This window comes from Ruegeria sp. C9, assembly GCF_056537585.1.
On record NZ_JBQFRU010000004.1, the window covers coordinates 406,529 to 431,367 of the forward strand.

27 protein-coding genes and 1 tRNA gene are annotated in these 24,839 nt (G+C 57.4%); 13 read left to right on the top strand and 15 right to left on the bottom strand.

Features of this window, described 5'->3' with window-relative positions; translation table 11 throughout:
* The first annotated feature begins 131 nt into the window (after positions 1 to 131).
* The 4 genes from ACR0NE_RS13160 to ACR0NE_RS13175 are packed head-to-tail and all read left to right on the top strand — an operon-like array spanning position 132 to position 2,015.
* On the top strand, positions 132 to 587 hold the full coding sequence (locus ACR0NE_RS13160; protein WP_170403961.1) for an EF-hand domain-containing protein: 456 nt from the start codon (positions 132 to 134) through the stop codon (positions 585 to 587).
* Between the two features lie 6 nt (positions 588 to 593).
* Positions 594 to 1,208: an RNA polymerase sigma factor gene (locus tag ACR0NE_RS13165; protein WP_170403958.1), complete on the top strand. Its 615-nt coding sequence runs from the start codon at positions 594 to 596 to the stop codon at positions 1,206 to 1,208.
* Positions 1,201 to 1,545 carry a hypothetical protein gene (locus ACR0NE_RS13170; RefSeq protein WP_170597069.1) on the top strand — a complete coding sequence of 115 codons (345 nt, stop codon included), beginning with the start codon at positions 1,201 to 1,203 and terminating at the stop codon, positions 1,543 to 1,545. Before ACR0NE_RS13165 ends, ACR0NE_RS13170 begins: the two co-directional genes overlap by 8 nt.
* Complete coding sequence (locus ACR0NE_RS13175) at positions 1,542 to 2,015, top strand: periplasmic heavy metal sensor (RefSeq protein WP_170397015.1); 474 nt, start codon at positions 1,542 to 1,544, stop codon at positions 2,013 to 2,015. Before ACR0NE_RS13170 ends, ACR0NE_RS13175 begins: the two co-directional genes overlap by 4 nt.
* Before the next feature lie 4 nt (positions 2,016 to 2,019).
* On the opposite strand, the gene ACR0NE_RS13180 is transcribed toward ACR0NE_RS13175, so the two are convergent.
* Complete coding sequence (locus ACR0NE_RS13180) at positions 2,020 to 3,426, bottom strand: diguanylate cyclase (protein WP_480459702.1); 1,407 nt, start codon at positions 3,424 to 3,426, stop codon at positions 2,020 to 2,022.
* Positions 3,427 to 3,509: 83 nt separating this feature from the next.
* On the opposite strand from ACR0NE_RS13180, the gene ACR0NE_RS13185 reads away from it, so the two are divergent.
* The 5 genes from ACR0NE_RS13185 (at position 3,510) to ACR0NE_RS13205 (ending at position 7,888) form a co-directional block, all read left to right on the top strand.
* Positions 3,510 to 3,794, top strand: a complete 285-nt coding sequence (locus ACR0NE_RS13185; protein WP_170397013.1) for a DUF3572 domain-containing protein — start codon at positions 3,510 to 3,512, stop codon at positions 3,792 to 3,794.
* A gap of 19 nt (positions 3,795 to 3,813) precedes the next feature.
* Positions 3,814 to 4,509: an HAD family hydrolase gene (locus ACR0NE_RS13190; RefSeq protein WP_170597070.1), complete on the top strand. Its 696-nt coding sequence runs from the start codon at positions 3,814 to 3,816 to the stop codon at positions 4,507 to 4,509.
* Positions 4,510 to 4,622: 113 nt separating this feature from the next.
* Complete coding sequence (locus ACR0NE_RS13195) at positions 4,623 to 6,182, top strand: trimethylamine methyltransferase family protein (RefSeq protein WP_170597071.1); 1,560 nt, start codon at positions 4,623 to 4,625, stop codon at positions 6,180 to 6,182.
* 123 nt (positions 6,183 to 6,305) lie between these two features.
* A complete protein-coding gene (locus ACR0NE_RS13200; RefSeq protein ID WP_170597072.1) occupies positions 6,306 to 6,893 on the top strand; it encodes a heme NO-binding domain-containing protein in 588 nt (195 codons plus the stop codon).
* A complete protein-coding gene (locus ACR0NE_RS13205) occupies positions 6,890 to 7,888 on the top strand; it encodes a GGDEF domain-containing protein (protein ID WP_170597073.1) in 999 nt (332 codons plus the stop codon). The genes ACR0NE_RS13200 and ACR0NE_RS13205 overlap by 4 nt, the downstream gene beginning before the upstream one ends.
* 24 nt (positions 7,889 to 7,912) lie before the next feature.
* Here the strand turns inward: ACR0NE_RS13205 and ACR0NE_RS13210 are convergent, their stop codons facing one another.
* The 8 genes from ACR0NE_RS13210 to ACR0NE_RS13245 all read right to left on the bottom strand — a co-directional run bounded on the left by ACR0NE_RS13210 (position 7,913) and on the right by ACR0NE_RS13245 (position 15,496).
* Entirely contained in the window at positions 7,913 to 8,599 is a 687-nt protein-coding gene (locus ACR0NE_RS13210) for a CbiX/SirB N-terminal domain-containing protein (protein WP_170597074.1), read from the bottom strand.
* A gap of 72 nt (positions 8,600 to 8,671) precedes the next feature.
* Positions 8,672 to 9,604 carry an AEC family transporter gene (locus ACR0NE_RS13215; protein WP_170403928.1) on the bottom strand — a complete coding sequence of 311 codons (933 nt, stop codon included), beginning with the start codon at positions 9,602 to 9,604 and terminating at the stop codon, positions 8,672 to 8,674.
* A gap of 44 nt (positions 9,605 to 9,648) precedes the next feature.
* Positions 9,649 to 10,446: an MBL fold metallo-hydrolase gene (locus ACR0NE_RS13220; RefSeq protein ID WP_170396999.1), complete on the bottom strand. Its 798-nt coding sequence runs from the start codon at positions 10,444 to 10,446 to the stop codon at positions 9,649 to 9,651.
* Positions 10,443 to 11,249, bottom strand: coding sequence for a TatD family hydrolase (locus tag ACR0NE_RS13225; RefSeq protein WP_170396997.1), 807 nt, complete (start codon positions 11,247 to 11,249; stop codon positions 10,443 to 10,445). Before ACR0NE_RS13225 ends, ACR0NE_RS13220 begins: the two co-directional genes overlap by 4 nt.
* Positions 11,249 to 12,367 carry a DNA polymerase III subunit delta' gene (locus ACR0NE_RS13230; protein ID WP_170597075.1) on the bottom strand — a complete coding sequence of 373 codons (1,119 nt, stop codon included), beginning with the start codon at positions 12,365 to 12,367 and terminating at the stop codon, positions 11,249 to 11,251. Before ACR0NE_RS13230 ends, ACR0NE_RS13225 begins: the two co-directional genes overlap by 1 nt.
* Position 12,368: 1 nt before the next feature.
* The gene (gene tmk / locus ACR0NE_RS13235) at positions 12,369 to 13,001 is read right to left on the bottom strand and encodes a dTMP kinase (RefSeq protein ID WP_170597076.1); all 633 of its coding nucleotides are present in this window, start codon (positions 12,999 to 13,001) and stop codon (positions 12,369 to 12,371) included.
* On the bottom strand, positions 12,998 to 14,164 hold the full coding sequence (locus ACR0NE_RS13240; protein WP_170597077.1) for a D-alanyl-D-alanine carboxypeptidase family protein: 1,167 nt from the start codon (positions 14,162 to 14,164) through the stop codon (positions 12,998 to 13,000). The genes tmk and ACR0NE_RS13240 overlap by 4 nt, the downstream gene beginning before the upstream one ends.
* 18 nt (positions 14,165 to 14,182) lie before the next feature.
* On the bottom strand, positions 14,183 to 15,496 hold the full coding sequence (locus ACR0NE_RS13245) for an SPOR domain-containing protein (protein ID WP_170597078.1): 1,314 nt from the start codon (positions 15,494 to 15,496) through the stop codon (positions 14,183 to 14,185).
* Positions 15,497 to 15,700: 204 nt separating this feature from the next.
* On the opposite strand from ACR0NE_RS13245, the gene ACR0NE_RS13250 reads away from it, so the two are divergent.
* Positions 15,701 to 15,790 (top strand) — tRNA-Ser (locus ACR0NE_RS13250).
* A 376-nt stretch (positions 15,791 to 16,166) separates the two neighbouring features.
* Here the strand turns inward: ACR0NE_RS13250 and ACR0NE_RS13255 are convergent.
* The 3 genes from ACR0NE_RS13255 to ACR0NE_RS13265 are packed head-to-tail and all read right to left on the bottom strand — an operon-like array spanning position 16,167 to position 18,489.
* Positions 16,167 to 17,846 (bottom strand): recombinase family protein, encoded by a 1,680-nt coding sequence (locus ACR0NE_RS13255; RefSeq protein ID WP_170597079.1) that lies wholly within the window; start codon positions 17,844 to 17,846, stop codon positions 16,167 to 16,169.
* Positions 17,843 to 18,259 (bottom strand): DUF2924 domain-containing protein, encoded by a 417-nt coding sequence (locus ACR0NE_RS13260; protein ID WP_170597080.1) that lies wholly within the window; start codon positions 18,257 to 18,259, stop codon positions 17,843 to 17,845. Before ACR0NE_RS13260 ends, ACR0NE_RS13255 begins: the two co-directional genes overlap by 4 nt.
* Entirely contained in the window at positions 18,256 to 18,489 is a 234-nt protein-coding gene (locus tag ACR0NE_RS13265; protein WP_170597081.1) for a DUF3489 domain-containing protein, read from the bottom strand. The genes ACR0NE_RS13260 and ACR0NE_RS13265 overlap by 4 nt, the downstream gene beginning before the upstream one ends.
* Positions 18,490 to 18,935: 446 nt before the next feature.
* Here ACR0NE_RS13265 and ACR0NE_RS13270 point away from each other — a divergent pair, with 446 nt between their 5' ends.
* From ACR0NE_RS13270 to terL, 3 genes are read left to right on the top strand one after another with little or no spacing between them, the layout of a single operon-like run.
* On the top strand, positions 18,936 to 20,330 hold the full coding sequence (locus ACR0NE_RS13270) for a site-specific DNA-methyltransferase (RefSeq protein WP_480459705.1): 1,395 nt from the start codon (positions 18,936 to 18,938) through the stop codon (positions 20,328 to 20,330).
* A complete protein-coding gene (locus ACR0NE_RS13275) occupies positions 20,323 to 20,757 on the top strand; it encodes a DUF5681 domain-containing protein (protein WP_170597082.1) in 435 nt (144 codons plus the stop codon). Before ACR0NE_RS13270 ends, ACR0NE_RS13275 begins: the two co-directional genes overlap by 8 nt.
* The gene (gene terL, locus ACR0NE_RS13280; protein WP_170597083.1) at positions 20,744 to 22,222 is read left to right on the top strand and encodes a phage terminase large subunit; all 1,479 of its coding nucleotides are present in this window, start codon (positions 20,744 to 20,746) and stop codon (positions 22,220 to 22,222) included. Before ACR0NE_RS13275 ends, terL begins: the two co-directional genes overlap by 14 nt.
* 324 nt (positions 22,223 to 22,546) lie before the next feature.
* Here terL and ACR0NE_RS13285 read toward each other — a convergent pair whose 3' ends face one another.
* The 3 genes from ACR0NE_RS13285 to ACR0NE_RS13295 are packed head-to-tail and all read right to left on the bottom strand — an operon-like array spanning position 22,547 to position 24,835.
* The gene (locus tag ACR0NE_RS13285; protein ID WP_170597084.1) at positions 22,547 to 23,092 is read right to left on the bottom strand and encodes a cupin domain-containing protein; all 546 of its coding nucleotides are present in this window, start codon (positions 23,090 to 23,092) and stop codon (positions 22,547 to 22,549) included.
* Between the two features lie 51 nt (positions 23,093 to 23,143).
* Entirely contained in the window at positions 23,144 to 24,484 is a 1,341-nt protein-coding gene (locus ACR0NE_RS13290) for an MmgE/PrpD family protein (protein WP_170597085.1), read from the bottom strand.
* Complete coding sequence (locus tag ACR0NE_RS13295) at positions 24,485 to 24,835, bottom strand: cupin domain-containing protein (RefSeq protein ID WP_170597086.1); 351 nt, start codon at positions 24,833 to 24,835, stop codon at positions 24,485 to 24,487. It abuts the gene before it with no gap.
* Between the last annotated feature and the right edge of the window lie 4 nt (positions 24,836 to 24,839).

Below are 24,839 nucleotides of genomic sequence, written 5' to 3' on the forward strand. Positions count from 1 at the left end.
CGTATCATTTTCTATTGGCGTTTCAAATAAACCAAAAAAAAGTTGTGCCGGAAGCGACGGAAACCCGCCCAAGCCGCGTTTGAACAGGTATCAACAGCGGCAAATGGCCGCCAAATTCAGGGAACTATGTAATGAAAACCAAAAGCTTCATTTCGGCAATCGTCGTAGCTGCAGTTACTGTGACCGGCACTTCCGCTTTGGCCAAGGGGCCGCGTGCGACATTTCAGGAACTGGATGCCGACGGGGACGGGCAGGTGACTCAGGCCGAGATCGAGACACATCGCAACCAGAAATTCACCGCTGCCGATACGGATGGCGACGGCCAACTGAGCGTCGAAGAAATGCAGGCTGCGGCGCAGACCAAGGCCAACGAGCGTGTCACCAAGATGTTCGAAAAGCACGACGCAAATGCGGATGGTTTCCTTAGCGAAGATGAATTGCCGAAGCCGCGCCGCGCCTCCAAGATGTTCGAGCGCATCGATGCCGACGGCAACGGTTCGATCTCAGAACAGGAATACGCGGATGCAAAAGACAAAATGGGCCGGAAACACAAGCGGCATCAGAAGTCGGACACCGACAACAACTGATGCGGGATGGAGGATCTGACCTCTTATCCCGACATCGAGCATGGCGGAACACCTGCCATGCCCGAGCCCAGCGACGAAGAGTTGCTGGGCCGGTTTTCTGATGGCGATGCTACGGCGGCCCGCCTGCTGACCGGGCGGTTGGGGCCGCGAAGTTATTCCGTGGCTTTGCGAATGCTGGGAAACCCAGCAGAAGCAGAGGACGTGACGCAAGAAGCGATGATGCGCCTTTGGAAGATGGCACCTGACTGGGTGCCGGGGCAGGCGCAGTTATCGACCTGGCTCTATCGCGTAACACTGAATCTATGTGTGGACTTGCGCCGGAAAAAGCGGCCTCAAGCGTTGGACAATGTGGCCGAACCCGAAGATGAGACTGCCAGTGTGGTCGACCAGATGCAGGAGAGTGCCCGCAAGGACGCGTTGCAGGCTGCATTGGAGCATTTGCCGGACCGGCAGCGGCAGGCTGTGGTTCTGCGGCACATCGAAGAATTGTCCAATCCCGAAATCGCGGGGATCATGGATATTTCGGTCGAGGCGGTTGAAAGCCTGACCGCGCGTGGCAAACGATCTCTTACCGCGATACTGGCGGGGCGTCGGGATGAACTGGGGTACGAACATGGCTGATCAAGATAACGAACTCGACCATCTGTTTGCACAGGCGCGTGCGGCGCGGGATGTGCTTCCCGACGATCTGGCTGTTCGCATCGAAACGGATGCCGAAGCCATACGTCTGGCCCGGACTGCAAGACCGCAGCGGCGGACATGGCGGCAAAAGATAGGCGTTATCGGGGGGTGGCAAGGGTTGAGCGGTCTTGTGGCCGCAAGCGCAGCTGGCGTCTGGATCGGGTTCTCCGCGCCGACCTTCTTGCCGGACCCTGTTGATTATTTCATCTCACAAGAGACGGCCTATCTGATGGCCGATCTGAATTTAGACGAAAACTATCTGGAGGATGCAGAATGAGCGATCATCCCGCACCCAAACGCAAATGGATGCCGATATTGCTGGTTGTCTCTCTTGCTTTGAATCTGCTGATTGTCGGAGTCATTTTGGGTGCGGCATTGCGCTTTAAAGGAAGCGCTCATGCCGATGCGCCTCCGGGATTTGGCCCGGCGCTGTATTATGCGCTGCCAAAGTCGGATCGAAAGGCTCTGAGGGGTGAGTTGTCGGACCTGCGCGGAAAAGGATCACATCGGCGCAAGCAGGATTTTACTGCTCTCAGTCAAGTGCTTAGGGCCGTGCCTTTCGATCCCGCAGCGGTTGCGAGTCTTTTGGCACAGCAGTCGAAGGCAACTGCTGATCTGCAGACTGCGCTTCATCAGCAATGGCTGGCCCAGATCTCGGCCATGAATGATGACCAACGTGCCGCTTACGCGGACCGGCTGGAGGACGTGGTTAAACGCGGCCCGCGCAAACACAAAAAACGGGACTGACTAGTCACGCTGCGCTTTGCCGAATCTGTACCTGGTTGCGGCCCGCTTTTTTGGCGGCATAAAGTGCTTTGTCCGCCGAGCTGATCAATCGACCAACCGGGTCTGCTTCGCCTGGATGAGAGAGTTCGGGCGGGGTACATAATTTCACCCCCACGCTGATCGTTACGGGTACTGGGGCCGGACGATCCGGCAGCTGAAAAGGTGTTTCGCAAATTGTTTCACAGATCTGCTTCGCTTGCTTCAGCGCTTGGTCGGTTGAGGCATTCGGTAGCCCGATCATGAACTCTTCGCCGCCGATACGCGCGACAAAACCGGTTTTTCCTATCACGACTCGCAGCCTTTTCGCGGTTTCGGTCAGAACCAAATCCCCCGCGGCGTGACCGTAACGGTCATTGATTGCCTTGAAGTGGTCCAGATCGGCCAGCATCACGGCGAATCCGTGTTCCGTTTCTGGGGCCTGATGCGCGATCTGGTCCAGCGCGCGCATCGCATAGCGGCGATTGAACAGTCCGGTCAGCGGATCGATCAGGGATTCGGCCAAATCCCTGCGCAATGTCGCTCGCAATCTGTCGTCTCGGGTCTTGCGGGCGATCAGAGTTTCAAGCCGCAAGCATATCTCATCTGTCTGAAACCCGCCCATGCAGACCGCATCAGCACCTCGGTCCAGCGCCTCGGCCGCAAGTGCGGGATTATCATCCGGCAACACACCGATCAGCACCGTATTTCGTGTCGCACCGCGCGACCGAAGATCTGCCAGAAGGTTCCGCCCCGAGCTATTCGGTGCAAGCTCAACAACAATCGCGTCCGGGATCGTTCCGGACAGGATGCCTTTGAGATCAGGCAGAGTATGGCCGGTCACACGATGCCGGGTTTGATGGGTCAGAGCATTACTCCACAACGCGCTGGTTCGAACTGTTTGCGTCAGGATCGCGATCTCTGCCGTCGATGGCGGGGCGATCAGCACCTGTGGCGCCTCGCCAAAGCCAATGGTTTGGGCCGAACCTTCGATGTTTAATTCCTGCCGTTCGGCGCGCGTACGTAACAAGCTGCGCACGCGGGCCAATAGAAGTGTATCCTTGAACGGATAGCCAAGCACATCATCCAGCCCGTCCGACAGTGCCTTCAAACGCGCTGCTTTGTCGTTTTGCGGTGCAATCGCAACAATCGGCACATCGATCAGAGCAGGATCTGCCGCCATCACTTTCTTAACATCCGCAGCGCTTCCGTCGGGCAGAGTTTGCGCTGTAAGAACCAGATCAGGCCGTGTCCGCCGCAGCAATGCACCAAGCCCGGCCACTTTCTCACCCTGCACGACATGGTACCAGGCGGCCGTCAACTGAACCTTGAGCATTATGCGATTGGTCGAAACACCGTCGAGGACGAGTATGGTGCCTTGTACAGACATAGCCATTCACCGTTTGATTGCATGCGTTGCTAAAGTGTTTATGAGTCTGGTTAACAAACCCTTTCCAACACAGTGTCCGAGGCCAGTTTATGCCGATCTCCGCCAATTCCGCTGAAACTCTGGCCCTGAATGTGCTGGGCTGGCTGGTGGGAAATGATGAGTTGCTGCCCGTTTTCCTGGGGGCGACAGGTGCCTCGGAACAAGATTTGCGCGACCGTGCGGGTGAGGCTGAATTTCTTGGGTCTGTGTTGGACTTTCTGCTGCTTGACGATTCATGGGTGATCGCTTTTTGTGACGCCAATTCCGTGCCCTACGAAGAGCCGGGTCAAGCCCGTGCCGCGTTGTCCGGAATTTCGGATATGCACTGGACCTAACCCAAAGGAAATTTGTTTCATGGCAATCGACGCCCTCGTGTTCGACAAGGACGGTACTCTTTTTGATTTTGCAGCCACTTGGGGTGCGTTCGGGCGTATCGCGATGCTGCAGCTCTCTGATGGAGATGTGCAGCGCGCGACCGAGTTGGGGAAGGCCATCGGATTTGATTTTGAACAAGAGAGCTACGACCCGAATAGCGTAGTCATCGCCGGAACGGTCGATGAAGTTGCTGCAGCCCTTACACCGCATTTGCTTGAGGTATCTCTGGGGCACCTGATCGAAACACTCAACCGGGCGTCAGCGAACGCAGAGCAGATCCAAGCCGTTCCCTTGGCACCATTCCTTGCCGAGCTGCGTCGCGCCGGGCTGAAACTGGGCGTTGCGACGAACGATGCTGAAATGCCGGCCCTGCAGCACCTGCAGTCCGTTGGTGTGCGAGACCATTTTGATTTTGTAGCCGGATATGACAGCGGACATGGTTACAAGCCAGGTCCGGGGCAGCTATTGGCCTTTGCTCAGCATGTCGAGGTCGCGCCATCTCGTGTTGCGATGGTTGGTGACAGTCTTCACGATCTAGAGGCGGGACGCGCCGCAGGGATGGTCACCATCGGGGTTCTGACCGGCATGGCGACGGCCAAAACACTCGAACCGCTGGCGGATGTCGTCTTGCCCAACATCGGGCACATTCCCGGCTGGTTGTCGAAAACCGAATAACCTCGGTTCCAAATCGCCGGGTTGGATAATAAAACCGACAACTCTTGTCGCAGACAGAACGGCGATGCTGAGTCTTCGGGGCTTTCATAGGAGTGAAAGCGCGGAGGATGGTGATGGCTGAGAGCAAGACACGCAAACGTCGCGGTGGTGGACGCGCGGGCGCAGCCGCGAGGCGCGGCGCGGCGGTGATCGAGCAGATGCCCTGGAACCCGCCCACAAACATCGACAAGCCAATCGAGCCGTTGGGACCCGAGGGGATCGAAGCGGTTCACGAAGGTGCCATGCGGATTCTCGAAGAGATCGGCATCGAGTTCTACAATCAAGAAGCCATCGGGATCCTGCGCAAGGCGGGCTGTACAATTTCCGGCGACAACGTCCGTATGGACCGGGATTTCGTGATGGAAATGGTGGGCAAGGCGCCCAGCAAATTTACCATCACGCCGCGCAACCCGGAGCATCAGATCGAGATTGGTGGCAGGACCATTCTGTTCGGCAATGTTTCATCCCCACCAAATTATTGGGACATGGAAATCGGAAAAAAAGTGCCCGGCACCCGTCGGATGTGTCAGGACCTGCTGAAGCTGACGCAATACTTCAACTGTGTCCACTTTGCAGGTGGATATCCGGTTGAGCCGGTCGATATCCACGCCAGCATAAGGCACCTTGATGTGCTTTATGACAAGCTGACCCTGACCGACAAGGCAATGCATGCCTATTCGCTGGGGAAAGAGCGCGTCGAAGACGTGATGGAGATGGTGCGTATCGCGGGTGGCCTGAGCCACGAGGAATTCGAGGCCACGCCGCGGATGTACACTAACATCAACTCGACCTCACCGTTGAAACACGACCATCCAATGATCGATGGCTGCCTGCGGCTTGCGCGGCGTGGGCAGGCAATTGTCGTGACGCCTTTCACTCTGGCCGGGGCGATGGCCCCTGTGACGATGGCTGGCGCAGTGGCACAATCGCTTGCCGAAGCGCTGTGCGCGATTGCGTTGTTTCAGTATGTTCGCCCGGGTATTCCATGCGTGATCGGGACCTTTACTTCGAATGTCGATATGAAATCCGGTGCGCCTGCATTCGGGACACCGGAATACATGCGCTCGACCCAGATGACTGGGCAGATGGCACGGTATTATGGCTTGCCTATGCGGTCCTCGGGCGTTTGCGCGGCAAATGTGCCCGATGGGCAGTCGGTTTGGGAAACCTCGAATTCCCTTTGGGCGGCGGTGCAGTCAGGCACCAACATGGTATATCATGCGGCAGGCTGGCTTGAAGGAGGCCTTATCGCAAGCCCCGAGAAATTCATCATGGATTGCGAAATCCTGCAGCAGATTCAGAGGTATATGCAGCCGGAACTGACAGCGACGGGCCCGGATGACATCGCCCTTGAAGCGATCCGGTCTGTTGGAAACGACGGGCATTTCTTTGGCATCCAACATACGCAAGATCGTTATACCACCGCATTTTATCAGCCGTTCCTGAGTGATTGGAAAAACTTCGAAGCCTGGGAAGCAGCTGGTGGTATCTGGACTGCGGAACGTGCCCATCGGATGTTCAAGGAGATCGTGAACAATTTCGAAGCCCCGAAGATGGATGAGGCGATCCGCGAGGAGCTGGCCGAGTTTGTTGAGCGCCGCAAGGCCGAAGGCGGTGCGCCGACCGATTTCTGATCGCTGCCCAATCCGCACTTCAGTTTGGGATTAGATCGGATTCTCATAATCCCGTATCGGATTTTGGGTGTTTGTTAAGCTTTCTGCGATCACTTGAGAGTGTCTTTCAATCTGAGGCGACTCATGCACGGGCTGATCAACAGGGCGATCCAATCCTTTGTCTGCGCCACCTACGGGCGTCAATGCTGGTTGCGCGCGACTCATACGACCGGGCTGGGATTTGACGAGTTCGAGGCGATGTTGATCTATGACGCGGAGATATCGACCCGAGTGCTCGACGCTTTGTGCGCTGACTTGAACCGCCCAAAATCCGAATTTCTTGAGGATTTGGGCACTTATCTGGTCTCACACTCGAACATGGAAGATCTACGCAGGTTATTGCGTTTTGGCGGGGTCACCTATTTGGAGTTTCTGCATTCGCTTGATGATCTGTCGGATCGCGTCCGCCTTGCTGTGTCCGATCTGAGATTGCCGGATTTGGAATTGCAGGAACACTCGCCCGGGGAATATCACCTGCATTGCACTCCTGATTTGCCGGGGTATTCCAGCGTCATGACAGGTGTACTACGAGCCATGGCGGATGACTATGGGGCGTTGGTGATCCTGTCCAATGAAGGGTGCCAAAACGGGGCTGAGTTGATTTCAATCACATTGATCGAAAGCGCGTTTGCCGAAGGGCGTCACTTTGATCTTGGGGCACGTAAATCATGATCAAGACCGCAGATCTTGGACAGTTGCTGGACACCTTATGTCCGATGTTCGTCCTTGTAGATGACATGGGGCGGATCGGGCAGGTTGGACCAACTCTGCAGAAGCTACGTCCGGATCGGCCTATGGTCGGCCGAAGCTTTCTGGATGTCTTTGAACTGGTGCGCCCTCGCTCAATCACGACAGTAGCTGCGCTGATGATGGTGCCGGACCGAAAGCTACACCTCAGGTTTCAAGACCGGCCGCAGACTGCGTTCAAAGGTCTGATTGCGCCGTTTCCTGGCGGAAGCGGGGCGGTCATCAACCTGTCGTTTGGAATTTCGATACTGGATGCGGTACGCGACTATTCTCTGACCAGCACCGATTTCCCGGGCACTGATCTGGCCATAGAATTGTTGTATCTGGTCGAGGCAAATTCTGCCGCGATGGAAGCGTCACGCTCGCTGAACTTGCGTCTGCAAGGTGCGATGCTGGCGGCAGAAGAACAAGCCTATACGGACACGTTGACCGGGCTGAAAAATCGACGTGCGATGGATCATATTCTGGGGCATTTGATTTCGTCGAAATCGAGTTTTGCAATGATGCATTTGGATCTGGATTTCTTCAAATCGGTCAATGATCGATTGGGGCATGCTGCAGGGGACTATGTTCTGCAGCAAGCCGCAAAGATCATGCTGGACGTCACACGCAGCGACGACACGGTTGCCCGAGTCGGGGGTGATGAGTTTGTCTTGATTTTTAAGGGCATGAACGATCGTACAAAGCTTGTTGGTATTGCAGGGCGCCTGATTTCACGCCTGTGCAAGCCGATGCAGTTCGATGGGGCAACCTGCCGTATATCGGCAAGTATTGGTACAGCACTCTCGACACAATTCGAAGTGCCCAAGGCCGAAGATATTCTTCATGCCGCCGATCTGGCTTTATACGCAGCGAAACGAAGCGGGCGATCCTGCCACCGTTTCTATTGCGAGCTATCGGATGCGCAGCATTCCGGTTGACGCAGGTGGCCCCCCTTTGCTTCGCTACAGTGTATCCAACATCGCCGCGATGTGTCGCTTGACCTGAGGAAGCTCTGAAATCACGGGCATTACGTGTCCGTGAAAGCTGGCGCGGGCAAGTTCCTCGGGTACATCTTCCAAAACATGGCCTCCGGTGCAGGCAAAAAACGGCAGGCACAGCGCCTTGCCACCGCACCCGGTGGCGGCGTCCGCAATTGATGGGGTTTGCTCAACGAACCCGGTGCGAATGCTATTGAACGCGGTAAGCCGACCCAGATTCTTGGCGAAACCCTTTGCGACAATGGCCGGATTGGCGCTGCGGCCCGAGCCATGTGCAGCGATCACAAGATCTGTGTCCGCCGCGCTCCAAACCCTGTGCGTCAGTTCCTGATGTATGGCCGCTGTAATCAGGGCAGGCAGTTCGGGATCGATACCCATGGGGTCCAGAATCGTGACAGAACGCTGGCCAATCCGCTTTGGCAGAGCGCTGGTGACAAACCAGCCGCGCGCCATGAATAAGGGGTAGATAACTGTGTCGCTGGTCAATCCATCAAGGCAATTTTCCAACGCCTGCGGGGCTGCCAATGTGGCCGACGATACCGAAACCCGTTGACATAACTCATCTACCTCTCGCGCAAAGGCTGCTAGCGCAGCTTCTGCAGGTGCAGGGTCCGAGGGTTGGCCATGGGCGACGATAACGGCGTGTGTCATGCAGGACTCCGGATAGGTTCTGCGATAGATGTATTGCTGGTGGGCAGAGTCAATGCGGTGTTGGCAATTTCGTCATCCCAGTAGAGTCAGCCACAACCAGACCGTCAATATTGACGCGGTTGTTCCGATCAGAACCGACGACGCGGCCACACGTTTGGCATGTCCGTACATGTTCGCGAAGATGTAGCTATTGATCCCCGGCGCCATCGCTGCGGTAAGAACGCCCGAGCGGAACAGATCTTGCGGCAACGCCAGAGATGACCCGAAGAACCAAACCAGGCTCGGGTGCAGCATCAATGAGATACAGCAGACGAAAATAATGGTACGCAGATCGCCCTCGGGTCGGTACTTGACCAGCACGCCCCCCAGCGCGAACAGGGCACCGGGCAAGGCCGCGCGGGTGATCAGGTTCAAGGCTTCGTCCACAACTCCGGGTATGGCCAGTCCAGTGAGGTTTACGACAAACCCCAACGAGATCCCAAGAATGAGTGCATTCTTGAACATGGCCGACAGCACGGATTTCAACATCCGCACTCCGCCGTTGCCGCGGTTTCGAAGCACCTCCATCACCGTGATGCCGAGGCAATAGCAAAAGGGTGAGTGGAACGCGATGATTGTGAAGTTGCCAACTAGATTTTCGACCCCATAGGCGCGCTCGGTAATAGGCAACCCCAAGAGGACCGAGTTTGAAAACAGACAGCAAAATCCAATAGCAACCGAATCCTCCCACGCTCGTCCGAAGATCAGGCGCGCACCGATCATACCAGCGACAAAACACAGACCAGCTGCTGAATAGAAACTGACCAAAAGCCGAGGATCGAAGCTGGTGCCGAGATCGAGATTGGCAATGGCGAGAAACAGTAGGCAGGGAATGGCAAAGTTCTGCGTGAAACTCATTAACCCATCGATATGGGTTTCGCGAAAATAGCCGAACCTCGTCGCCGTGTATCCGGCACCGATGACCAGAAACACCGGCAGGATGACATCAATCAGGCTTTGTAACATGGCGGCGCCATACGGTGTATCGTAAGCGCGTGCAGCAGCATGCCTTACAGGGCGTGCCGGATCACCATGCCATCATAGGCAGGCGTGATATGATCCGGTGTTTCCGCATCGACCGTCGCATAATCCAGATCGATATGCATGTTGGTCAAAACGGCGCGTTTTGGTTTCAATTGGTCGATCCACTCCAGCGTCTTTTCCAGATGGGCATGGGTTGGATGCGGGGAACGACGCAGAGCGTCAATAATCAGGCAGTCCAGATTCGCCAGTTCAGTCATGCTCTCATCATAAAGCTCTGCTACATCAGGCAGATAGACGATGTTTCCCATTCTGAAGCCAAGCGCATCAATCGATCCGTGGTTCACGCGAAATGGCCGAAGCGGGATCGTGCCGCCTGGACCGGGAATTTCGAACGGCCCATTGATTGTCTTGAGGTCGAGTATGGGCGGATAGGGCGATCCCTCGGGCTGAACGAAGGCATAGCCAAACCGGCTGAGCAGATCGTTCTGCGTGTCACCATCGGCCCAGACTGGGACGCGGGTTTTCATATTGAAAACGATCATCCGCAGATCGTCGATCCCATTCATGTGGTCCGCGTGGGAATGCGTGTAGACGACACCGTCCAATCGCCCAGTCCCGGTGTCCAGCAATTGGCTACGCATATCAGGTGAGGTGTCGATCAGAACCGAAGTAGTCCCGTCCGGCCCGTCCCGTTCGACCAGTAACGAGCATCGCCGACGCTGGTTTTTCGGGTTTTCCGGATCACAATCGCCCCAATGTCCCCCGAGACGGGGGACGCCACCGGATGACCCGCAGCCCAGAATTGTCAGGCGCAGCTCGCTCATGCAGCCGCCTTGTATGTGGCGGCTTTAGTGAAGAGCCGATCAAAATTGGCCTGCGTTTTTGCGGCGAAATCTGCGTAATCCAATCCGAAGACCTCAGCCCCTTTACGGGCGGTGTGTGCCGTATAGGCGGGCTCATTCCGTTTACCGCGATATGGTGGGGGGGCAAGATAGGGCGCATCGGTTTCGACCAGAATTCGGTCAACAGGTGCCGAAGCGAAGATATCGCGCAGTTCCTGGCTTCTTGGGAAGGCCGCGATGCCGGACATGGACAGGTAAAAGCCCAGATCAAGCGCGGCCCGGGCCAGTTCTGCCGACGAAGAAAAGCAATGCATGACACAGGAATAGGGCGTATTACGATGCTCTTCGGTCAGAATGCGGGCCATGTCGTCATCAGCAGCGCGCGCGTGGATGATCAATGGCAGGCCAGTGCGCTGGGCGGCCTCGATATGGATGCGCAGCGATTGTTTCTGAACATCTGCCGACTCGGCCGTGTAGTGATAATCAAGCCCGCTTTCCCCAATGCCCACGAACTTGGGATGCTTAGCCAATGCGACCAGCTCATCGACCGTGGCCATCGGCTCATCAGCGGCGCTCATCGGGTGGGTGCCTGCAGCGTAGAAGACTGGGGCGTGAGCCTCGGCGATGGCGCGCACAGCGGGTTCGTTGCGCAGCCGGGTGCAGATGGTCACCATGCGGGTCACGCCAGCCTCGGCAGCGCGTGCTACGATTTCATCCAACTGACCGTCGAAATCAGGGAAATCCAGATGGCAGTGGCTGTCGGTAATTTCGGGGGTGAGGCTCATCAGCTGTGACCGGCGGTTTCCTGTATCTTGAACACCGTATCTAGGACAAGCGAGGCAGGGTCAAGGTTCACCGCCTGCCCGTGTCGTGCGCGCGCCGTGATGAGCGCGGCGACCTCCGCCCATTGGCGGGCCTTGTGCTGCGAGTTAGAGAGGCGCGACAGAGTTTCAGCCTCGTTCGGGGCGGCCTCGGGTATGGAGGCGGCACCTTTTGCACCTGTCAGCGCCAAACGCGAGAGCGCAACGTCGATCAGTGAAAGCAGCAGATCAAACCGTTCGGCAGCCCCCCGCTGAGCTGCCGCTTCTGCCAGTTTCAGGGCGCGCTGGCGGTCGAGCCGGGGAAGGGAGCCCAGAATTGCAATCAGCTCGGCATAAAGCTCTAGCCCGCCGAGATTGATCAAGCGGACGGCATCACCCACTGAACCGGCGGCGAGGGCTGCCAAATGCTCGGCCCGACTAGGGATTTCTGTGCCGGTCTGCGCTAGCGCGGCCTGCATGTCATCTGCGCCAAGGGGTGAAAGCCGCAGCGTGCGGCAACGCGAACGGATGGTCGGCAGCAGGCGCGAAGGTTGGTGTGAAACCAGCAGCAGCGTCGTGCGCGCTGGGGGTTCTTCGAGCATTTTCAGCAGCGCATTGGCGGCGCTGACATTCATTTCATCCGCTGAATCGACGATAACAACCCGGCGACCACCATCGGCAGAGGACAGGCCGAAGAACTTGCCCAGTTTGCGGATGTCATCGACAACGATTTCGTTGCGCAGCCGTCCCTGATCGTTGACGGACCGGGTGATTGCGGCAAGGCCGGGCTCGGCCCCCGCCTGGATTCGGTGAGCGACGGGGTGGTCCGGGTCGATGTCCAACGTCTCAGGCGCAGGAGGGGCACCAAACAACCCGCCTTCATCTGCCGGAGGTGTGGCCAACAAAAACTGTGCAATGCGCCAGGCAAGGGTAGCCTTGCCCACGCCGCGCGGCCCCGTTAGCAACCAGCCGTGGTGCAGCCGGTCCGAGTTATACGCGGTTAAAAACGCCTCTTGGGCCGCATCCTGTCCGAACAGCTTGAGAGTTTCGCGCGGATGCGGGGCACCAGGGGCCTGATCCGGTGTTTGGATATCGTCGCTCATGTCAGCTCAATTGCAGGGACGTCTTGACAATATCTGTCACATCCCGCGCAACGCTGTCCATGTCCCGATTGCCGTCGACCACGTGGAAACGGTCAGAGAATTCTTGGGCCAGACCCAGAAAACCTGCCCGCATCTGTTGTTGAAGATCCAAACCGAAATCTTCGAATCGTTCTTCAGTGCCCTGACGACCTTTGGCGCGCAACAGGCCTATTTCCGGGTCCATATCGATCAGCAAGGTCATATCTGGCTCTCGCCGGATCATCAAGCTGTGCAACTGATCCACCAAACCCCGCAGATCGCCGCGCGACAGACCTTGATACATCCGGGTACTGTCGGCAAAGCGATCGCAGATCACAACCTTGCCCTCTGCCAACGCGGGTTCAATCGTGCGCTCAAGATGATCGCGCCGGGCAGCGGTGAACAGCAGGATCTCGGTCTCGGCCGACCAGCGGTCCGGATCACCCTGCAGCACAAGGCTGCGAATTTCTTCGGCCCCGTCCGATCCGCCGGGCTCGCGCGTCAGAACGACGTCGCGGCCTTGATGCCGCAAGTGCTCGGCCAGCAGGCGCGCCTGCGTGGACTTGCCTGATCCGTCAATGCCTTCGAAGGTCAGAAACGTTCCGCGCGCTGTCACATTTGCTCCAGCGGGGTGTTGATCACTTCTTTCAGAACGATGCCACCCACGGTCAACATACGCACGACAAACCCGCCCAAGGGAACATCCTTTTCCGCAACCAGCGGGCGGCGGATTTCGGGCAATCCCTCGGGTTGGATCACAAGCTCGGCCAATTGCTGGCCCTTGCTGACCGGTGCGTTGATAGGGCCGTCATAGACAACCTCGGCCTTGATGTCCTTGTCGCCCAAAACGGGGAACAGCAGGGTCAGATCACCCTCGGGCACCAATCCCACAGTCTTTTCCGCCCCCATCCAAAGCTTGGCCTGGGCTACCGGTTCTTCTGATTTGGCAACTGTCCTCTCGACAAAATTTCGAAACGACCAGTTAACCACGGCCTCAGCCTCCTCTGCGCGCTTGGCAGTGCTGTCGAGCCCTGAAAGAACAAAGACAACCCGTCGGTCGCCTTGTTTGGCAGAACCGACCAAACCATATCCTGCCTCTTGAGTATGGCCCGTCTTGAGGCCATCGGCCCCGATATCCAGCTTCAGCAGCGGATTGCGGTTCCGCGCGTTCGAGGGCGCTCGGCCATCGAATTCGAACTCTTCTTCGGCAAACAGGGGATAGTACTCGGGGAAATCGGTGATCAGCCGGTCGGCCAGAACTGCCAGATCGTGCACTGACATCATGTGCCCAGCAGCAGGCCAGCCGTTGGAATTGGCAAAGTTCGAGTTGTTCATGCCCATCTGCTGCGCCCGCTGAGTCATGAAACGGGCGAATCCGGCTTCGCTTCCGTCGGGGCTGAGCGCTTCGGCGATCACGACACAGGCGTCATTGCCCGAAAGCACGATGATCCCGCGCAAAAGATCCTCGACCCGGACACGATCCTGCGTGTTCAGGAACATGGTCGAGCCGCCATAGCTCATTGCATGTTCCGAGACGGGCAAAGTTTCGTCCAGCGTCAAACGGCCATCGCGCAAGGCTTCAAACGCCACATAAAGCGTCATGAGCTTCGACATGGACGCTGGAGGCAGAGGCTGATCGGCGTCTTTAGACAACAGCACAGTGCCGGTTTTCTGGTCCATCACATAAGCCGCACGCGCGGTGGTGTCGAAGGCATGGGCGGGCAGTGCCAACAGCGCCAACCCGAGGGCCAGTGTGGTGGATCGCAAATCGGAAAGCATCATGGGCCTCCTGTTTGATCAGTTCTTTGCCGTGAAAGCATCGGTAAACCCAAGGTCTTTCACATCGTTCAACATCGCCCGGCGTTCCGCGCGGGTTGCAACGGGTCCAACCAAAACGCGCCAGACCGACTTGTCCTCGCTTTTCAGTTCCATGACTTCGGCAGCCATGCCATTGCGCCGGATCTTGTCTGCCGCGCTCTTGGCATTGGATTCGACGCTGAAGGTGCCCGCCTGAACAAAAGGTTTTGCCAACCCACTTGTCGTCGCAGCACTCGCCGTCGCTGGTGCCGCCGCCGTTGGTTCAGAGGCCTCGATGGCCGCTGCCGCTCCGGCAATCGGGTCCAGAGGCGTTTCGGTGATTGCGTTAGGGTCTTTCTTTTGCCACCACTTACGCTTGGCCGGTTTTTCAGCCGGTGCCGTCAGTTCGGGATCCGACAATGCTGCCGTCTGTGTTTCTGACGAAGGGGATTCGGTCTCGGCAGCCGCTGCGGTTGCTGCGCCAGCTGCTGCGACTGCAGTCTCGTCGCTTGGCTTTTTCTGCCACCATTTGCGTTTGGCCGGTTTCTCTGGGGCTGGGGCCTCATTCGCGGCCAATTCACTGGTCGGGGCTTCTGCATTGGTCGGGGCTTCTGCACTGGGCGCATCTTCATCCGACGATGCAACAACGGCAGCCCCGGCAACGACCGCAGCTCCGGTCGCTGCTTCGGTGCTTGGCTTTTTCTGCCACCATTTCCGCTTTTGAGGCTTTTCAGCAGCGCCCGCTTCCGACGCTTCTGCGGTGTCGGTTGTTTCCGAACTCTCTGCACTATCTGTCTCTTCGGCAGGTTCCGCGGCGACAGGTGCAGGGGGTTCTTCAATAGCCTCACGTCGCAATGCGACAACCTGCACCCTGGTTGGAGCACCAGCCAGCATTCCCAATTGCTCGGCAGCGGATGACGAGACCTGCAGCGCGGGTCCCGGCAAATTCCGCTCACGGCGGAACAGGGCACCCGTTACCGATTTGTTGTTGGCTGTATTCTTGATCAGCACCCGCTCGGGTTGAGTCACATCGGGATGCGCCACCCAGATACCACCCAGCGATGGCCGCCCGTCCCACAACCCTGCTTCGGTGACCTGAAAAACCTCGGGGGCTTCAACATCGCGCTGATTGGTCGCGGCAGCCTCGGGGAACAGTTCGAACCGGTTTGTGTTGTCCGCGTCTTCGGCGGCCGTATCCTCAGGCGGGTCCTCTGTAGTAAGTAGCCCTTCTTCGCATCCAGCCAATGCTGCCATGGTCACGACCAAAATTGCCAGCCGTTGTGGCCCAAAGCGTGTGCCCGTAGCTCGCTCCATTTTCTCAATCCCTTGCCTGACAAGGCCATTCCGGCCGCGCCCCACCGCGTCATTGCTGGTTCTTGTTGCCAGTCTTGTGCGGTCTTTCCCGCAGATCATAGCGCGGGCATCGGGCCATGGAAAGACTGCTACATTCGCTTCGGCAAGATTTCCCGCTTTATGGCTTGCCTCCGCGCTCAACTCGTCATAGACCCAGCCTCACGCGGGGAGGTGGCAGAGTGGTCGAATGCGGCGGTCTTGAAAACCGTTGAACGTGAGAGCGTTCCCAGGGTTCGAATCCCTGTCTCCCCGCCACTCATACCCGTCTTACTTCAGTTGTGTTTTCTGACCCGGAATTGTGTCGCAATTCCCGCGAGTAAGCGCATGCGCTTTCAATCAGAGACGAAGCAGACCGTACACTCAGAGTGCAATTCAGGCCCAAGTCTCAGTGACGCATTTTGGCGGGGTCGCTTTGGACTGGGTTTCCCTGATAACCTGCAATTTACAGGGAATTTTCGCAAAACAGGTCTGGAACCCGGCATTTCAGATGTCACAACTCTATTTTTTCCAATGGCTTAAGTTGCAAATTCCCTAAAACGTGAAACAGGGAATTTTTTTTGTGGGAACAGGGAAATGTTTATTCGGATCAGGGAGGCCGAACCCTGTATCAGGGACGCCGGATCTGGAGGTGTCAGAAGCCGAATAGGCGCTCCTGTTCAGCCCAATCAAGTGGATGGGTCACGCTGACCAGACGCTTGAGTGTGAGTTCGGGCGGCTGGGTGCCGTCGAGAATCGCGGCCTGAATCTTTGGTGAGAGAAAGGCGAGCTGGGCGCGTGTGCGGATGAAGGCGCCGGGGAGGTTTTCCTGCCGCGCAATTTCCATCAGTTGAATCCCGGCTTTCAGATCACGGGCCCAGCCATGGGCACGGATCAGCATGGACCGGAGGTGAGGATCGGGTTGGGGTGCCATGTCTCCGGCGATGACCTTGGCCTCGACGCCGCGGCGGCGCAGATCGAAAGGTGCGGTGATGTGTGTGAGATCCGGGTGCAGTTGGTCAGCAGTGATGCCAAGTGCGCTTGCCAGAGTCTCGGGATTCAGTTCGAGGTCGATCTGTCCTCGCGCAATTATACCGTTGGTCAGGATATCTGCGCCAAACAGATCGCCCTGGCCTTGACGCCGGATCACTAAGTCCGCAACTAAAGTCTGCACTGCCTCGGCTGATCCGGCCTCCGGCTGCGCCAGTACCCGGTGCGCGACGGCGGCGTCTTGCAGATGTCTGACGATGACATCAATGACCGCGTTTTCCAGCGCCGGTCCGGGCAGTCGCCAGCCGGAAGTATCCTTGCCGCCCGAGGTCAATCTATTGGAGACATAGTAGCGCAACCGTCTGCCTTTGCGCGTGGTGTGGGTTGGCGTCAACCGATCACCTGTCTCATCCCTCAGACGACCCGTGAGCCAGGCGCCGGGGTCATTGGTACGTTGGCGCTCATTGGGTGTAGGGTCTGCACGGGATCGCCGCGAGGCTTGGCGCATTTTCTCCTGCACCCGGTCCCAGATGTCCTGGTCGATGATCGCCGGATGTTGTCCGTTCCAGATCTTATCCTTGTGGCGGATTTTACCGAGATAGACCGGGTTGCGCAGCAGATAGTAGATCTGGCCGCGTGACAGCGTACAATCTCCCTTCACGCTTCCATCTTCCCGAACTACCCGTTTTGACCGCAGCCCTTCTGCTGTTGCCCGTTCTTCTACTTTGCGCAGGCACCCCAGTTCCCCATAAAGACCAAAGAGAAGCCGGACGGTTCCGGCCTCCTTCTCATTCACCACCAGCGTTCTTGCCTTCGGATCGGGGTGGCGGTCGTAACCAAGGGGCAGGTTACCACCCATCCAGAGCCCTTTTTTCTTGGAGGCGGCAATCTTGTCACGAATACGTTCCGCAGTGACTTCCCGTTCGAACTGGGCAAAGGACAACAGCACATTGAGGGTCAGCCGGCCCATGGACGATGAGGTGTTGAAGGCCTGTGTAACCGAGACAAAAGAACAGTTCGCCTTTTCCAACCGTTCGACCAGCTTGGAGAAATCGGCGAGCGATCGGGTCAGCCGGTCGATCTTGTAAACCACAACCATGTCGATACGCCCGGCATCGATCTCTTCAAGAAGACGCTGAAGGGCAGGGCGCTCTAGGGTGCCGCCCGAAAGGCCACCGTCATCGTAGCGGACTGGCAATAAGGTCCAGCCTTCATTTCGCTGGCTGGCGATATAGGCTGCGCAGGCCTCATATTGCACGTCCAGGGAATTAAAGTCCTGATCCAGACCATCTTCTGAGGACTTGCGCGTGTATATGGCGCATCGGATTTTGCGGCGCGGGCTCATTTGGCCCCCTTGCTGGTGAGCCCAAAGAAACGCGGCCCTGACCAATGCGCGCCGGTAATCTCTCGGGCGATGGCGGAGAGCGAGCGATAGGACCGACCGTTCCAAGTGAAGCCGTTCCCTGTCACATCGACCATATGGGTCACGCCATTCCACTCGCGCAGCAAGCGCCCGCCGGGTTTTAGGGTAGGACAGGCAGGCCGGGGCTTCTTCTCAGCGCCCTTGTCCAGCGAGGCTTTGACCTGCCGGGGTAGCCCGCCATGACGGCGGGACTGCATCTCAAAGGCGATAAAACAGCGCAGGAAGGGTTGGCTGAGCATGGCCGGGGCGGGTTGATCAAACAGTTGTTGCCAAATCGTGACCAGATCCGATCGACCCATGGCGACGAGATCGGCGACATCGCTAGTCGTGGTCATGACTCTTCTCCTGTTCCCACCGTCAGGTGATATGTGGAAGACCCATGTGGTTTGTCGGATGCGCGTCGTTCTATCGTGACGCCGCTTTTCTTTCGCAGGCCGCTCAACGCGGCTCGAACCGAATGGGGCTGCCACCCTGTTGCTTTGCAGAGCGCCTCCAGGCTGGCGCCACTTGGGCGACGCAACAAAGCTTGTAACTTTTCAATCTTGGTTTGTTTGGAATTGGACATGTACTGTCTCCTCTGATTTTGGGTCAGCGAGATGCTGAGCCCCGGTACCGAGGAGCGCCCGAATGGCTCGGGCGTAGGACCAGTGATGCGTGGTTTGCAGTAATAGTCCAGCGCTTTCTGGAGCAGTCTCAGGAGGGGGGTGTATTGTAGGGTGTTGCTGCCGTACCCTCGATTATTCGTCAACAATCTTAATTGGTTACTTTTGGTTTTGGGGTTGCGTCTCGTATTGATGGCGCCTACATGTAGCACAATCGCCCGGACTATCAGGGCGGGAAACTGCTCCCGCAGGCAACACTCATTGGAAACACAGGTTTCCGCAGAGAGCATTCGAAGGGGCAACGAACCGGATCGATTGGTCCGGAGAGTTGTTAATCGTGCTCTCTCCGAATTCCCAACACGATCCTTTCTTGTCGACGCTAAAGAGCGTCAAATGAAAGGAGGCGGCTATGCCGGCTAAGAAACCACAGAGCGACGCCAAGGCGTCCAACACGCCGATCTGGATGGCAGAAAAAGTCATCCAATCTCAGATCAGCAAGATCAAACCCTACGCCAACAACAACCGCGTGCACGCGGCCAAGAACATTGACAAGCTGAAGGCGTCGGTGGCCCAGTTTGGCTTTGTCACCCCGATCCTGTTGGATGGTTCGGGCACAATCATCGCGGGTCATGGCCGCTATGAAGCCGCCAAGGCTCTGAGATTGATGTCCGTTCCAACTGTTGTCGCGGATCACCTGTCAGACGCAGAAGTGCGCGCTCTGCGCATTGCGGATAACAAGCTGGCGGAATTGTCGGACTGGAACGAAGCGGCCCTCCAGATTGAGTTTGCCGAGCTGATGGATCTCAGCCTTGATGGCGAGCTGGATTTTGATCTGGGTATCACCGGGTTCGAAACGCCGGAGATTGACATCATCATCGACGGCGCAGACGAGGCCACGGAGACTGAAGCAGAAACTGTTGAGACGCCGGACCCTGCGGCACCCCTAATCACTCAGCCGGGCGACCTCTGGGTTCTTGGAGATCATCTCATCTTCTGCGGGGATGCCATGCAAGCCCAGAGCTACGACACCTTGCTGGATGGCGAGACCCCGCAGATGGTCTTCACCGATCCTCCTTATAACGTGCCGGTCAATGGGCATGTCCGCTGTGGCACCGGTGGCGATCATCGCGAGTTTGCCATGGCGTCGGGGGAAATGTCGGACAGCGAGTTCCGCGGCTTTCTTGCAGACGTTATCACCCGGGTGTTTGGCCGTCTGACTGACGGGGGTATTGCGATGATCTGCATGGACTGGCGTCATATTGAAGAGTTGATTGCGGGGGGCAAGGCAGGTGGATTGGAACTCATCAATCTCTGTGTCTGGAATAAGACCAACGGAGGCATGGGCAGTCTTTACCGGTCCAAGCACGAGCTGGTTTGCATCTTCAAGAAGCCCGGTGCGCCGCATGTCAACAATGTCGAACTGGGAAAACATGGTCGCAACCGGACCAATGTCTGGGACTATGCCGGTGTGAACAGCTTTGGGTCAGGGCGCGAGGCGGATCTTGCTGATCATCCCACGGTGAAGCCGACAGCTTTGGTGGCAGACGCCATCATGGATGTGAGTCATCGCGGCGATGTTGTGCTGGACGCCTTTGGCGGGTCCGGCGCGACATTGCTGGCAGCTGAGAAAACCGGGCGCCGGGCGCGGCTTATTGAGCTCGACCCGGCCTATGTCGATGTCGCCATTCGCCGCTGGCAGGAGATGACCGGTGAGAGCGCCGTGCATTCGGTGACAGGCCAGACGTTCGATGCGCTTTCTGCGGCCAGCGACACCACTTCTGCTCAGGAGGTGGGTCATGTCTGACGATACGAAAGACTACGAGGTGGGTTACGGTAAACCGCCCAAAGCGACCCAATTCAAAAAAGGCCGCTCTGGCAATCCGAATGGACGACCAAAAGGTGCCAAAGGGGTGAATGCCAGTCTGAAACGCGAGCTGGAAGCCAAAATCACCGTCCGTGAAGGCAGCCACGAAACTCGGATTTCCAAGGCGGAGGCAATTGCCAAGCGGCTCACGGCTGGCGCGTTGAAGGGCGACACGAAATTGCTGATGGCGCTTCTCAAGGTCGACGCCGATCTGTTCGGCGGGACAGATGATGGAAGCGAACAGGCTAGCGCTGCTTTGAATGGGCCGGAGACAGTTGATTATGATATCCTCCGGGATTTCTTTTCCAGCCAACTGAACAGTGACGGCGGTCCTGAAGATGGGGAGGTGGATGATGTCAGCTCCTGATCCCAAAATGGTCCGGCAAGCCGCGCGCGAGATTTGCCGGGACAATTTCTTTCCCTTCGTGTGGCGCGTGTTTGACACGCTGCACCCAGGGACCGACCGCAGCTTTGATCCGGCCTGGCATGTGCGTGCCATGTGCCATGAGTTGGACAACGTTCGCGTCGGCGAGAACAAGCGATTGATCATCAACATCCCGCCGCGGTGCCTGAAATCCGTAACAGTGGCTGTTGCGTATGTTGCCTATCTTCTTGGGCATAACCCCAGCGCCAAAATCATTGTTGCCAGCTACGGGCTGGATCTGGCGCGCAAGCATTCCGAAGATTGTCGACGGATCATGTCTGCGCGCTGGTACCGGGAAATGTTCCCTGAAACTGTCTTGGCTAAAAAGGGCAACACCTCAGAAGAAATCCGCACCACAAAGGGAGGCAGCCGAAAGGCTGTCTCCATCGGCAGTTCTGTGACTGGACATGGCGCTGATTACATCATCATCGATGACCTGCTGAAAGCCGGAGATGCGGGCTCCGAGGCCGAACTGATCAAGGCGCAGGAGTTCATTGAGGGGACCTTGCTATCGCGCTTTGACAACCCGGCTGAGGGGCGTGTGGTTATGGTTGCACAGCGGTTGCACGAGATGGACCCGCCGGGCTACCTGCTGGAACGCGGGACCTATCGGCACCTAAATCTGCCTGCCATCGCCGAAGACCATGAGACGGTGCCTCTTGGGCATGGAAGGGTCATGCACCGCAAACCGGGTGATCTCCTGTGCCCGTCGCGCCTGGACCAGAACACGCTGGATACCAAGCGTCGTGAAATGGGCGCAGCCGTGTTCAATTGCCAGTATCAGCAGAACCCCATTGCTCCAGACGGGTCACCCCTGCGCTGGGAGTGGTTTGGCACCTATGAGATCCTCGAAGATCGTCGCTGGTTCCAACTGGTCGTTCAAAGCTGGGATACAGGCATGTCTGCGGATCCCCGGTCCGACTTCTCGGTCTGTACAACATGGGGGTTCCGCGAAAATGCGTGGTACCTTGTCGACGTCTGGCGTGGGCAGGTGGACTACCCAGACCTGAAAGCTAAGGCGCTGCAGCTTGTCGGCCGTTGGGATCCCGATCGTGTTCTGATCGAGGATGCTGCCTCAGGCAAACCGCTATTGGACGAGCTGTTTCGTGATGACCGTCGGCGATACGAACGCATTAAACCCGACAAAGACAAGGAAACCCGGTTCCAGTCCGCTTGCGGCCCTGTCGAAGAGGGCAAGGTGTATCTGCCTGTAGACGCGCCCTGGCTGCGGACTTTCAAGCGGGAGCTGCAGTCCTTTCCACGCGGGCGCAAAGACGATCAGGTCGACAGCTTTGCCCATTTTCTGAACTGGTCCAAGGGACTAGGCTTCTACCGGGCGCTGGGTCGCGATCACCAGATCAACATCGAACGTCGGGAGCGTAACCGCGAGAGGGTTAGGCGACGGTAGAACAGAAATCAAAGTTCGAGGCCGATAGTCGGCCCTGAACCGCCCAGCGAAACCTTGGCCATTGGGCCCAAAAGGGCGAGGAGCGGTCATTCGCCGTGCTTGTCGCCAACGTCCGCAATGCAGAGTTGCTGTTCAAAGTAAATCAACGACTAAATGCTCTGAGACTGAACACATGGCCGATACCGGTTTCACCATCACCAAATATGTCTTCATCGCTGTGAATGCGGCGGACAAACGGATTGCGCATTCACACGCGGGTCTCCGGCATCAAGGGAAGGACGTCGACCAAGGTAATCTTCATCGTGCCACTTCTGTTTACCAGATTTAGTTGAACTCTGTCATATCCACCTTACGACGGGCCATGGCATGGAAATTCTCCATGGTGAACTCCACCTCCTCACCGGTGGTCCATTCAAAAAGAGAGCGTTGGACCTGCGTCAATGGGCCCTCGTAAACATGGATGGCCAGGCTTTGCTCATCGTCTGCCGTGATCGCGTGGATCGCATCAGGACCAAGGCGCACGACGTCACCCGCCCTGACAAATCTGTTGCCGCCATGGCGCATTTTGCCGGGTTCGCGCTTGTACAGCACCTCGATCTCGGCGCCACGATAAACGGCGATGTGCACCCCCATGCAATGTTCGTGAGGGGCGAAAACCACATCCGAATTGTAGCGACACGTCCAGATCGAACAGGTTTCATCCTCGAACACCATCACCTCGTCTTCGTCCAATTTGGCGATGGCATCAGCCAGATCTTCATTGCTCGACTGGCTGTCTTGCAGCACTGTACGAATGGCCGCGGTGCGGTCTGGAGACGCGGCAGCCTCGCGGATGGTCCCGGCAAGTTCTTCCAAAATCTGCTTCTCCATATGACTACTCCCCATCAACCATTTGTCCGTTGCTACCATCCAAAACGAACTTCATTCGCCGGGCTCGCCTAATTGCGACCGCTGCAGCAGCTCCATCAGGTTAGATGGTGAAGTGGCTTCGCCGGGATTGGACAGAATATTTGAAATGTTTTTGCGTGCTTCTACATCAAGGACAGGCTCGGCATAATTATCCAGTTTTTCGATAAGTTCCTGATCGGAGAGAGGTGCGTCATGGTTCCCCCGTGCGGCCTTGAAGTCGGAACCCAGTCGGCTGCCGTCTTTTAACGTCAGTGTCACACGTGCATAGCGCTCGGCCGGAAAGGCTGAATTGCATCTGTCGTCCTCTTCCAAGATCACCATGTCGACGAGACGCCAGATTTCCGGTTGATCATAGTGGTCCGGCAACAAGTGATCAGGTTGGATCGTGCCAAATCGTAGAGCAAGCGCCACCGCAAGCGGCAGGCTGTACTGAGCAGCATCGCTGTCTTCGGGGCGACGTGTCGCCAGTTTTGTTGCTTCATGGAAGGTTGGCACCGTGATCTTTGTGATCTCGTCTCGTGGAATGTCATGTTCGCGCAGGACGGATAGGATCGCCTCGACCGGCGGATGTGCCCATCGGCAAACCGGGTAAGCTTTGAAATTGCTTTCAAGGATCCGCCAGTTTACGCCGAGGTCGCTCCAGGTGGCGTCGACTTCGGCAGCCTCAACAGTCATGGCAGGTGCCCCTGTAAACCCGTCTTCGGCCAGATCTGCGGCGGAAAGGCCGGTCAGAGCCCCCCAGGAACTGCTATCCTTGACCATGGTAGGGTGCTCAATACAGCGCATCATTGGAGCACGGGGACCATAGTATTCGGCAATACCCAGTGCCTGCCGGGTCTGCTCTTGGGACAGCCTCCGCAGACGGCTGGCAATGGCGGCGCAGCCGAGCGCGTTCCAGGCCCCGGATGAGTGATAGTCAGGCGCAGTTGCGTGCAGGGAAAGACCGGCACGAATTGCGATTTCCTGACCCACGACGAGATGGCAAAGCAACTCGTCCATGGTGCACGTGGCATTGCTCAATTCGGCAAAAAGCGCGGGGACCAGTGCAACGCTTGCATGCCCTTTGCAAAGCTGGTGGCCGTCATGGGCATCCAGCGCATCCACCGTCGCCGCCCCGGAAAAGGCATAGCCCACAGGGTTCACCGGGCGACCGTCGAAGGGCATCGGCAATGTGCCGGGATAACGTTTGGCTGCGTGGTTCCGTGCGATCCGGCTGGCCTCGGTTATCGTCCCAGCGGCCCAGATCGCCAGCGTGTCGACCAGACAACGGCGGGCCATATGAAGCACCTCCGGGGGGATCTGCGCCGGAGTCAGGCCGTGGATGAAGCCGGTGATTTTGATGGGCGATGTCACTTAGCGATCCTGCCAACGAACCTGCTCGGCCCGCTTCGTGGCGGACATGAAGGTGTCGTGATACAAGTAGCTGTTGCAGATAGGTTCTGAAATCACCCATGAGGCACTTGCCCCGGCCTGAACCGTCAAGGTATCGCCTGCCTGAATATCAACCGCTTCACCATCCGCGAAGGTTAGGACAGCGGCACCTTTGTGCACATACATGGTTACTGTCCGATCATAGTCATAGCTGAAGGCCGGATCGGCGCATTCCCAGATCTCCCAGCCATCAATCTTGCGCTTGGTGTCTTCGGTCGCCTTTCGGCGTTTGAAATGGGTTGAATCCAGCAGACGCTCGGTCAGTCGTGTCATGTTC

What these genes read in the sequence shown, in the direction of transcription:
- ACR0NE_RS13160 (WP_170403961.1), top strand. Translation starts at nt 132, where the DNA reads ATGAAAACCAAAAGCTTCATTTCGGCAATCGTCGTAGCTGCAGTTACT.
- ACR0NE_RS13165 (WP_170403958.1), top strand. Translation starts at nt 594, where the DNA reads ATGGAGGATCTGACCTCTTATCCCGACATCGAGCATGGCGGAACACCT.
- ACR0NE_RS13170 (WP_170597069.1), top strand. Translation starts at nt 1,201, where the DNA reads ATGGCTGATCAAGATAACGAACTCGACCATCTGTTTGCACAGGCGCGT.
- ACR0NE_RS13175 (WP_170397015.1), top strand. Translation starts at nt 1,542, where the DNA reads ATGAGCGATCATCCCGCACCCAAACGCAAATGGATGCCGATATTGCTG.
- ACR0NE_RS13180 (WP_480459702.1), bottom strand. Translation starts at nt 3,426, where the DNA reads ATGGCTATGTCTGTACAAGGCACCATACTCGTCCTCGACGGTGTTTCG.
- ACR0NE_RS13185 (WP_170397013.1), top strand. Translation starts at nt 3,510, where the DNA reads ATGCCGATCTCCGCCAATTCCGCTGAAACTCTGGCCCTGAATGTGCTG.
- ACR0NE_RS13190 (WP_170597070.1), top strand. Translation starts at nt 3,814, where the DNA reads ATGGCAATCGACGCCCTCGTGTTCGACAAGGACGGTACTCTTTTTGAT.
- ACR0NE_RS13195 (WP_170597071.1), top strand. Translation starts at nt 4,623, where the DNA reads ATGGCTGAGAGCAAGACACGCAAACGTCGCGGTGGTGGACGCGCGGGC.
- ACR0NE_RS13200 (WP_170597072.1), top strand. Translation starts at nt 6,306, where the DNA reads ATGCACGGGCTGATCAACAGGGCGATCCAATCCTTTGTCTGCGCCACC.
- ACR0NE_RS13205 (WP_170597073.1), top strand. Translation starts at nt 6,890, where the DNA reads ATGATCAAGACCGCAGATCTTGGACAGTTGCTGGACACCTTATGTCCG.
- ACR0NE_RS13210 (WP_170597074.1), bottom strand. Translation starts at nt 8,599, where the DNA reads ATGACACACGCCGTTATCGTCGCCCATGGCCAACCCTCGGACCCTGCA.
- ACR0NE_RS13215 (WP_170403928.1), bottom strand. Translation starts at nt 9,604, where the DNA reads ATGTTACAAAGCCTGATTGATGTCATCCTGCCGGTGTTTCTGGTCATC.
- ACR0NE_RS13220 (WP_170396999.1), bottom strand. Translation starts at nt 10,446, where the DNA reads ATGAGCGAGCTGCGCCTGACAATTCTGGGCTGCGGGTCATCCGGTGGC.
- ACR0NE_RS13225 (WP_170396997.1), bottom strand. Translation starts at nt 11,249, where the DNA reads ATGAGCCTCACCCCCGAAATTACCGACAGCCACTGCCATCTGGATTTC.
- ACR0NE_RS13230 (WP_170597075.1), bottom strand. Translation starts at nt 12,367, where the DNA reads ATGAGCGACGATATCCAAACACCGGATCAGGCCCCTGGTGCCCCGCAT.
- ACR0NE_RS13240 (WP_170597077.1), bottom strand. Translation starts at nt 14,164, where the DNA reads ATGCTTTCCGATTTGCGATCCACCACACTGGCCCTCGGGTTGGCGCTG.
- ACR0NE_RS13245 (WP_170597078.1), bottom strand. Translation starts at nt 15,496, where the DNA reads ATGGAGCGAGCTACGGGCACACGCTTTGGGCCACAACGGCTGGCAATT.
- ACR0NE_RS13255 (WP_170597079.1), bottom strand. Translation starts at nt 17,846, where the DNA reads ATGAGCCCGCGCCGCAAAATCCGATGCGCCATATACACGCGCAAGTCC.
- ACR0NE_RS13260 (WP_170597080.1), bottom strand. Translation starts at nt 18,259, where the DNA reads ATGACCACGACTAGCGATGTCGCCGATCTCGTCGCCATGGGTCGATCG.
- ACR0NE_RS13265 (WP_170597081.1), bottom strand. Translation starts at nt 18,489, where the DNA reads ATGTCCAATTCCAAACAAACCAAGATTGAAAAGTTACAAGCTTTGTTG.
- ACR0NE_RS13270 (WP_480459705.1), top strand. Translation starts at nt 18,936, where the DNA reads ATGCCGGCTAAGAAACCACAGAGCGACGCCAAGGCGTCCAACACGCCG.
- ACR0NE_RS13275 (WP_170597082.1), top strand. Translation starts at nt 20,323, where the DNA reads ATGTCTGACGATACGAAAGACTACGAGGTGGGTTACGGTAAACCGCCC.
- terL (WP_170597083.1), top strand. Translation starts at nt 20,744, where the DNA reads ATGTCAGCTCCTGATCCCAAAATGGTCCGGCAAGCCGCGCGCGAGATT.
- ACR0NE_RS13285 (WP_170597084.1), bottom strand. Translation starts at nt 23,092, where the DNA reads ATGGAGAAGCAGATTTTGGAAGAACTTGCCGGGACCATCCGCGAGGCT.
- ACR0NE_RS13295 (WP_170597086.1), bottom strand. Translation starts at nt 24,835, where the DNA reads ATGACACGACTGACCGAGCGTCTGCTGGATTCAACCCATTTCAAACGC.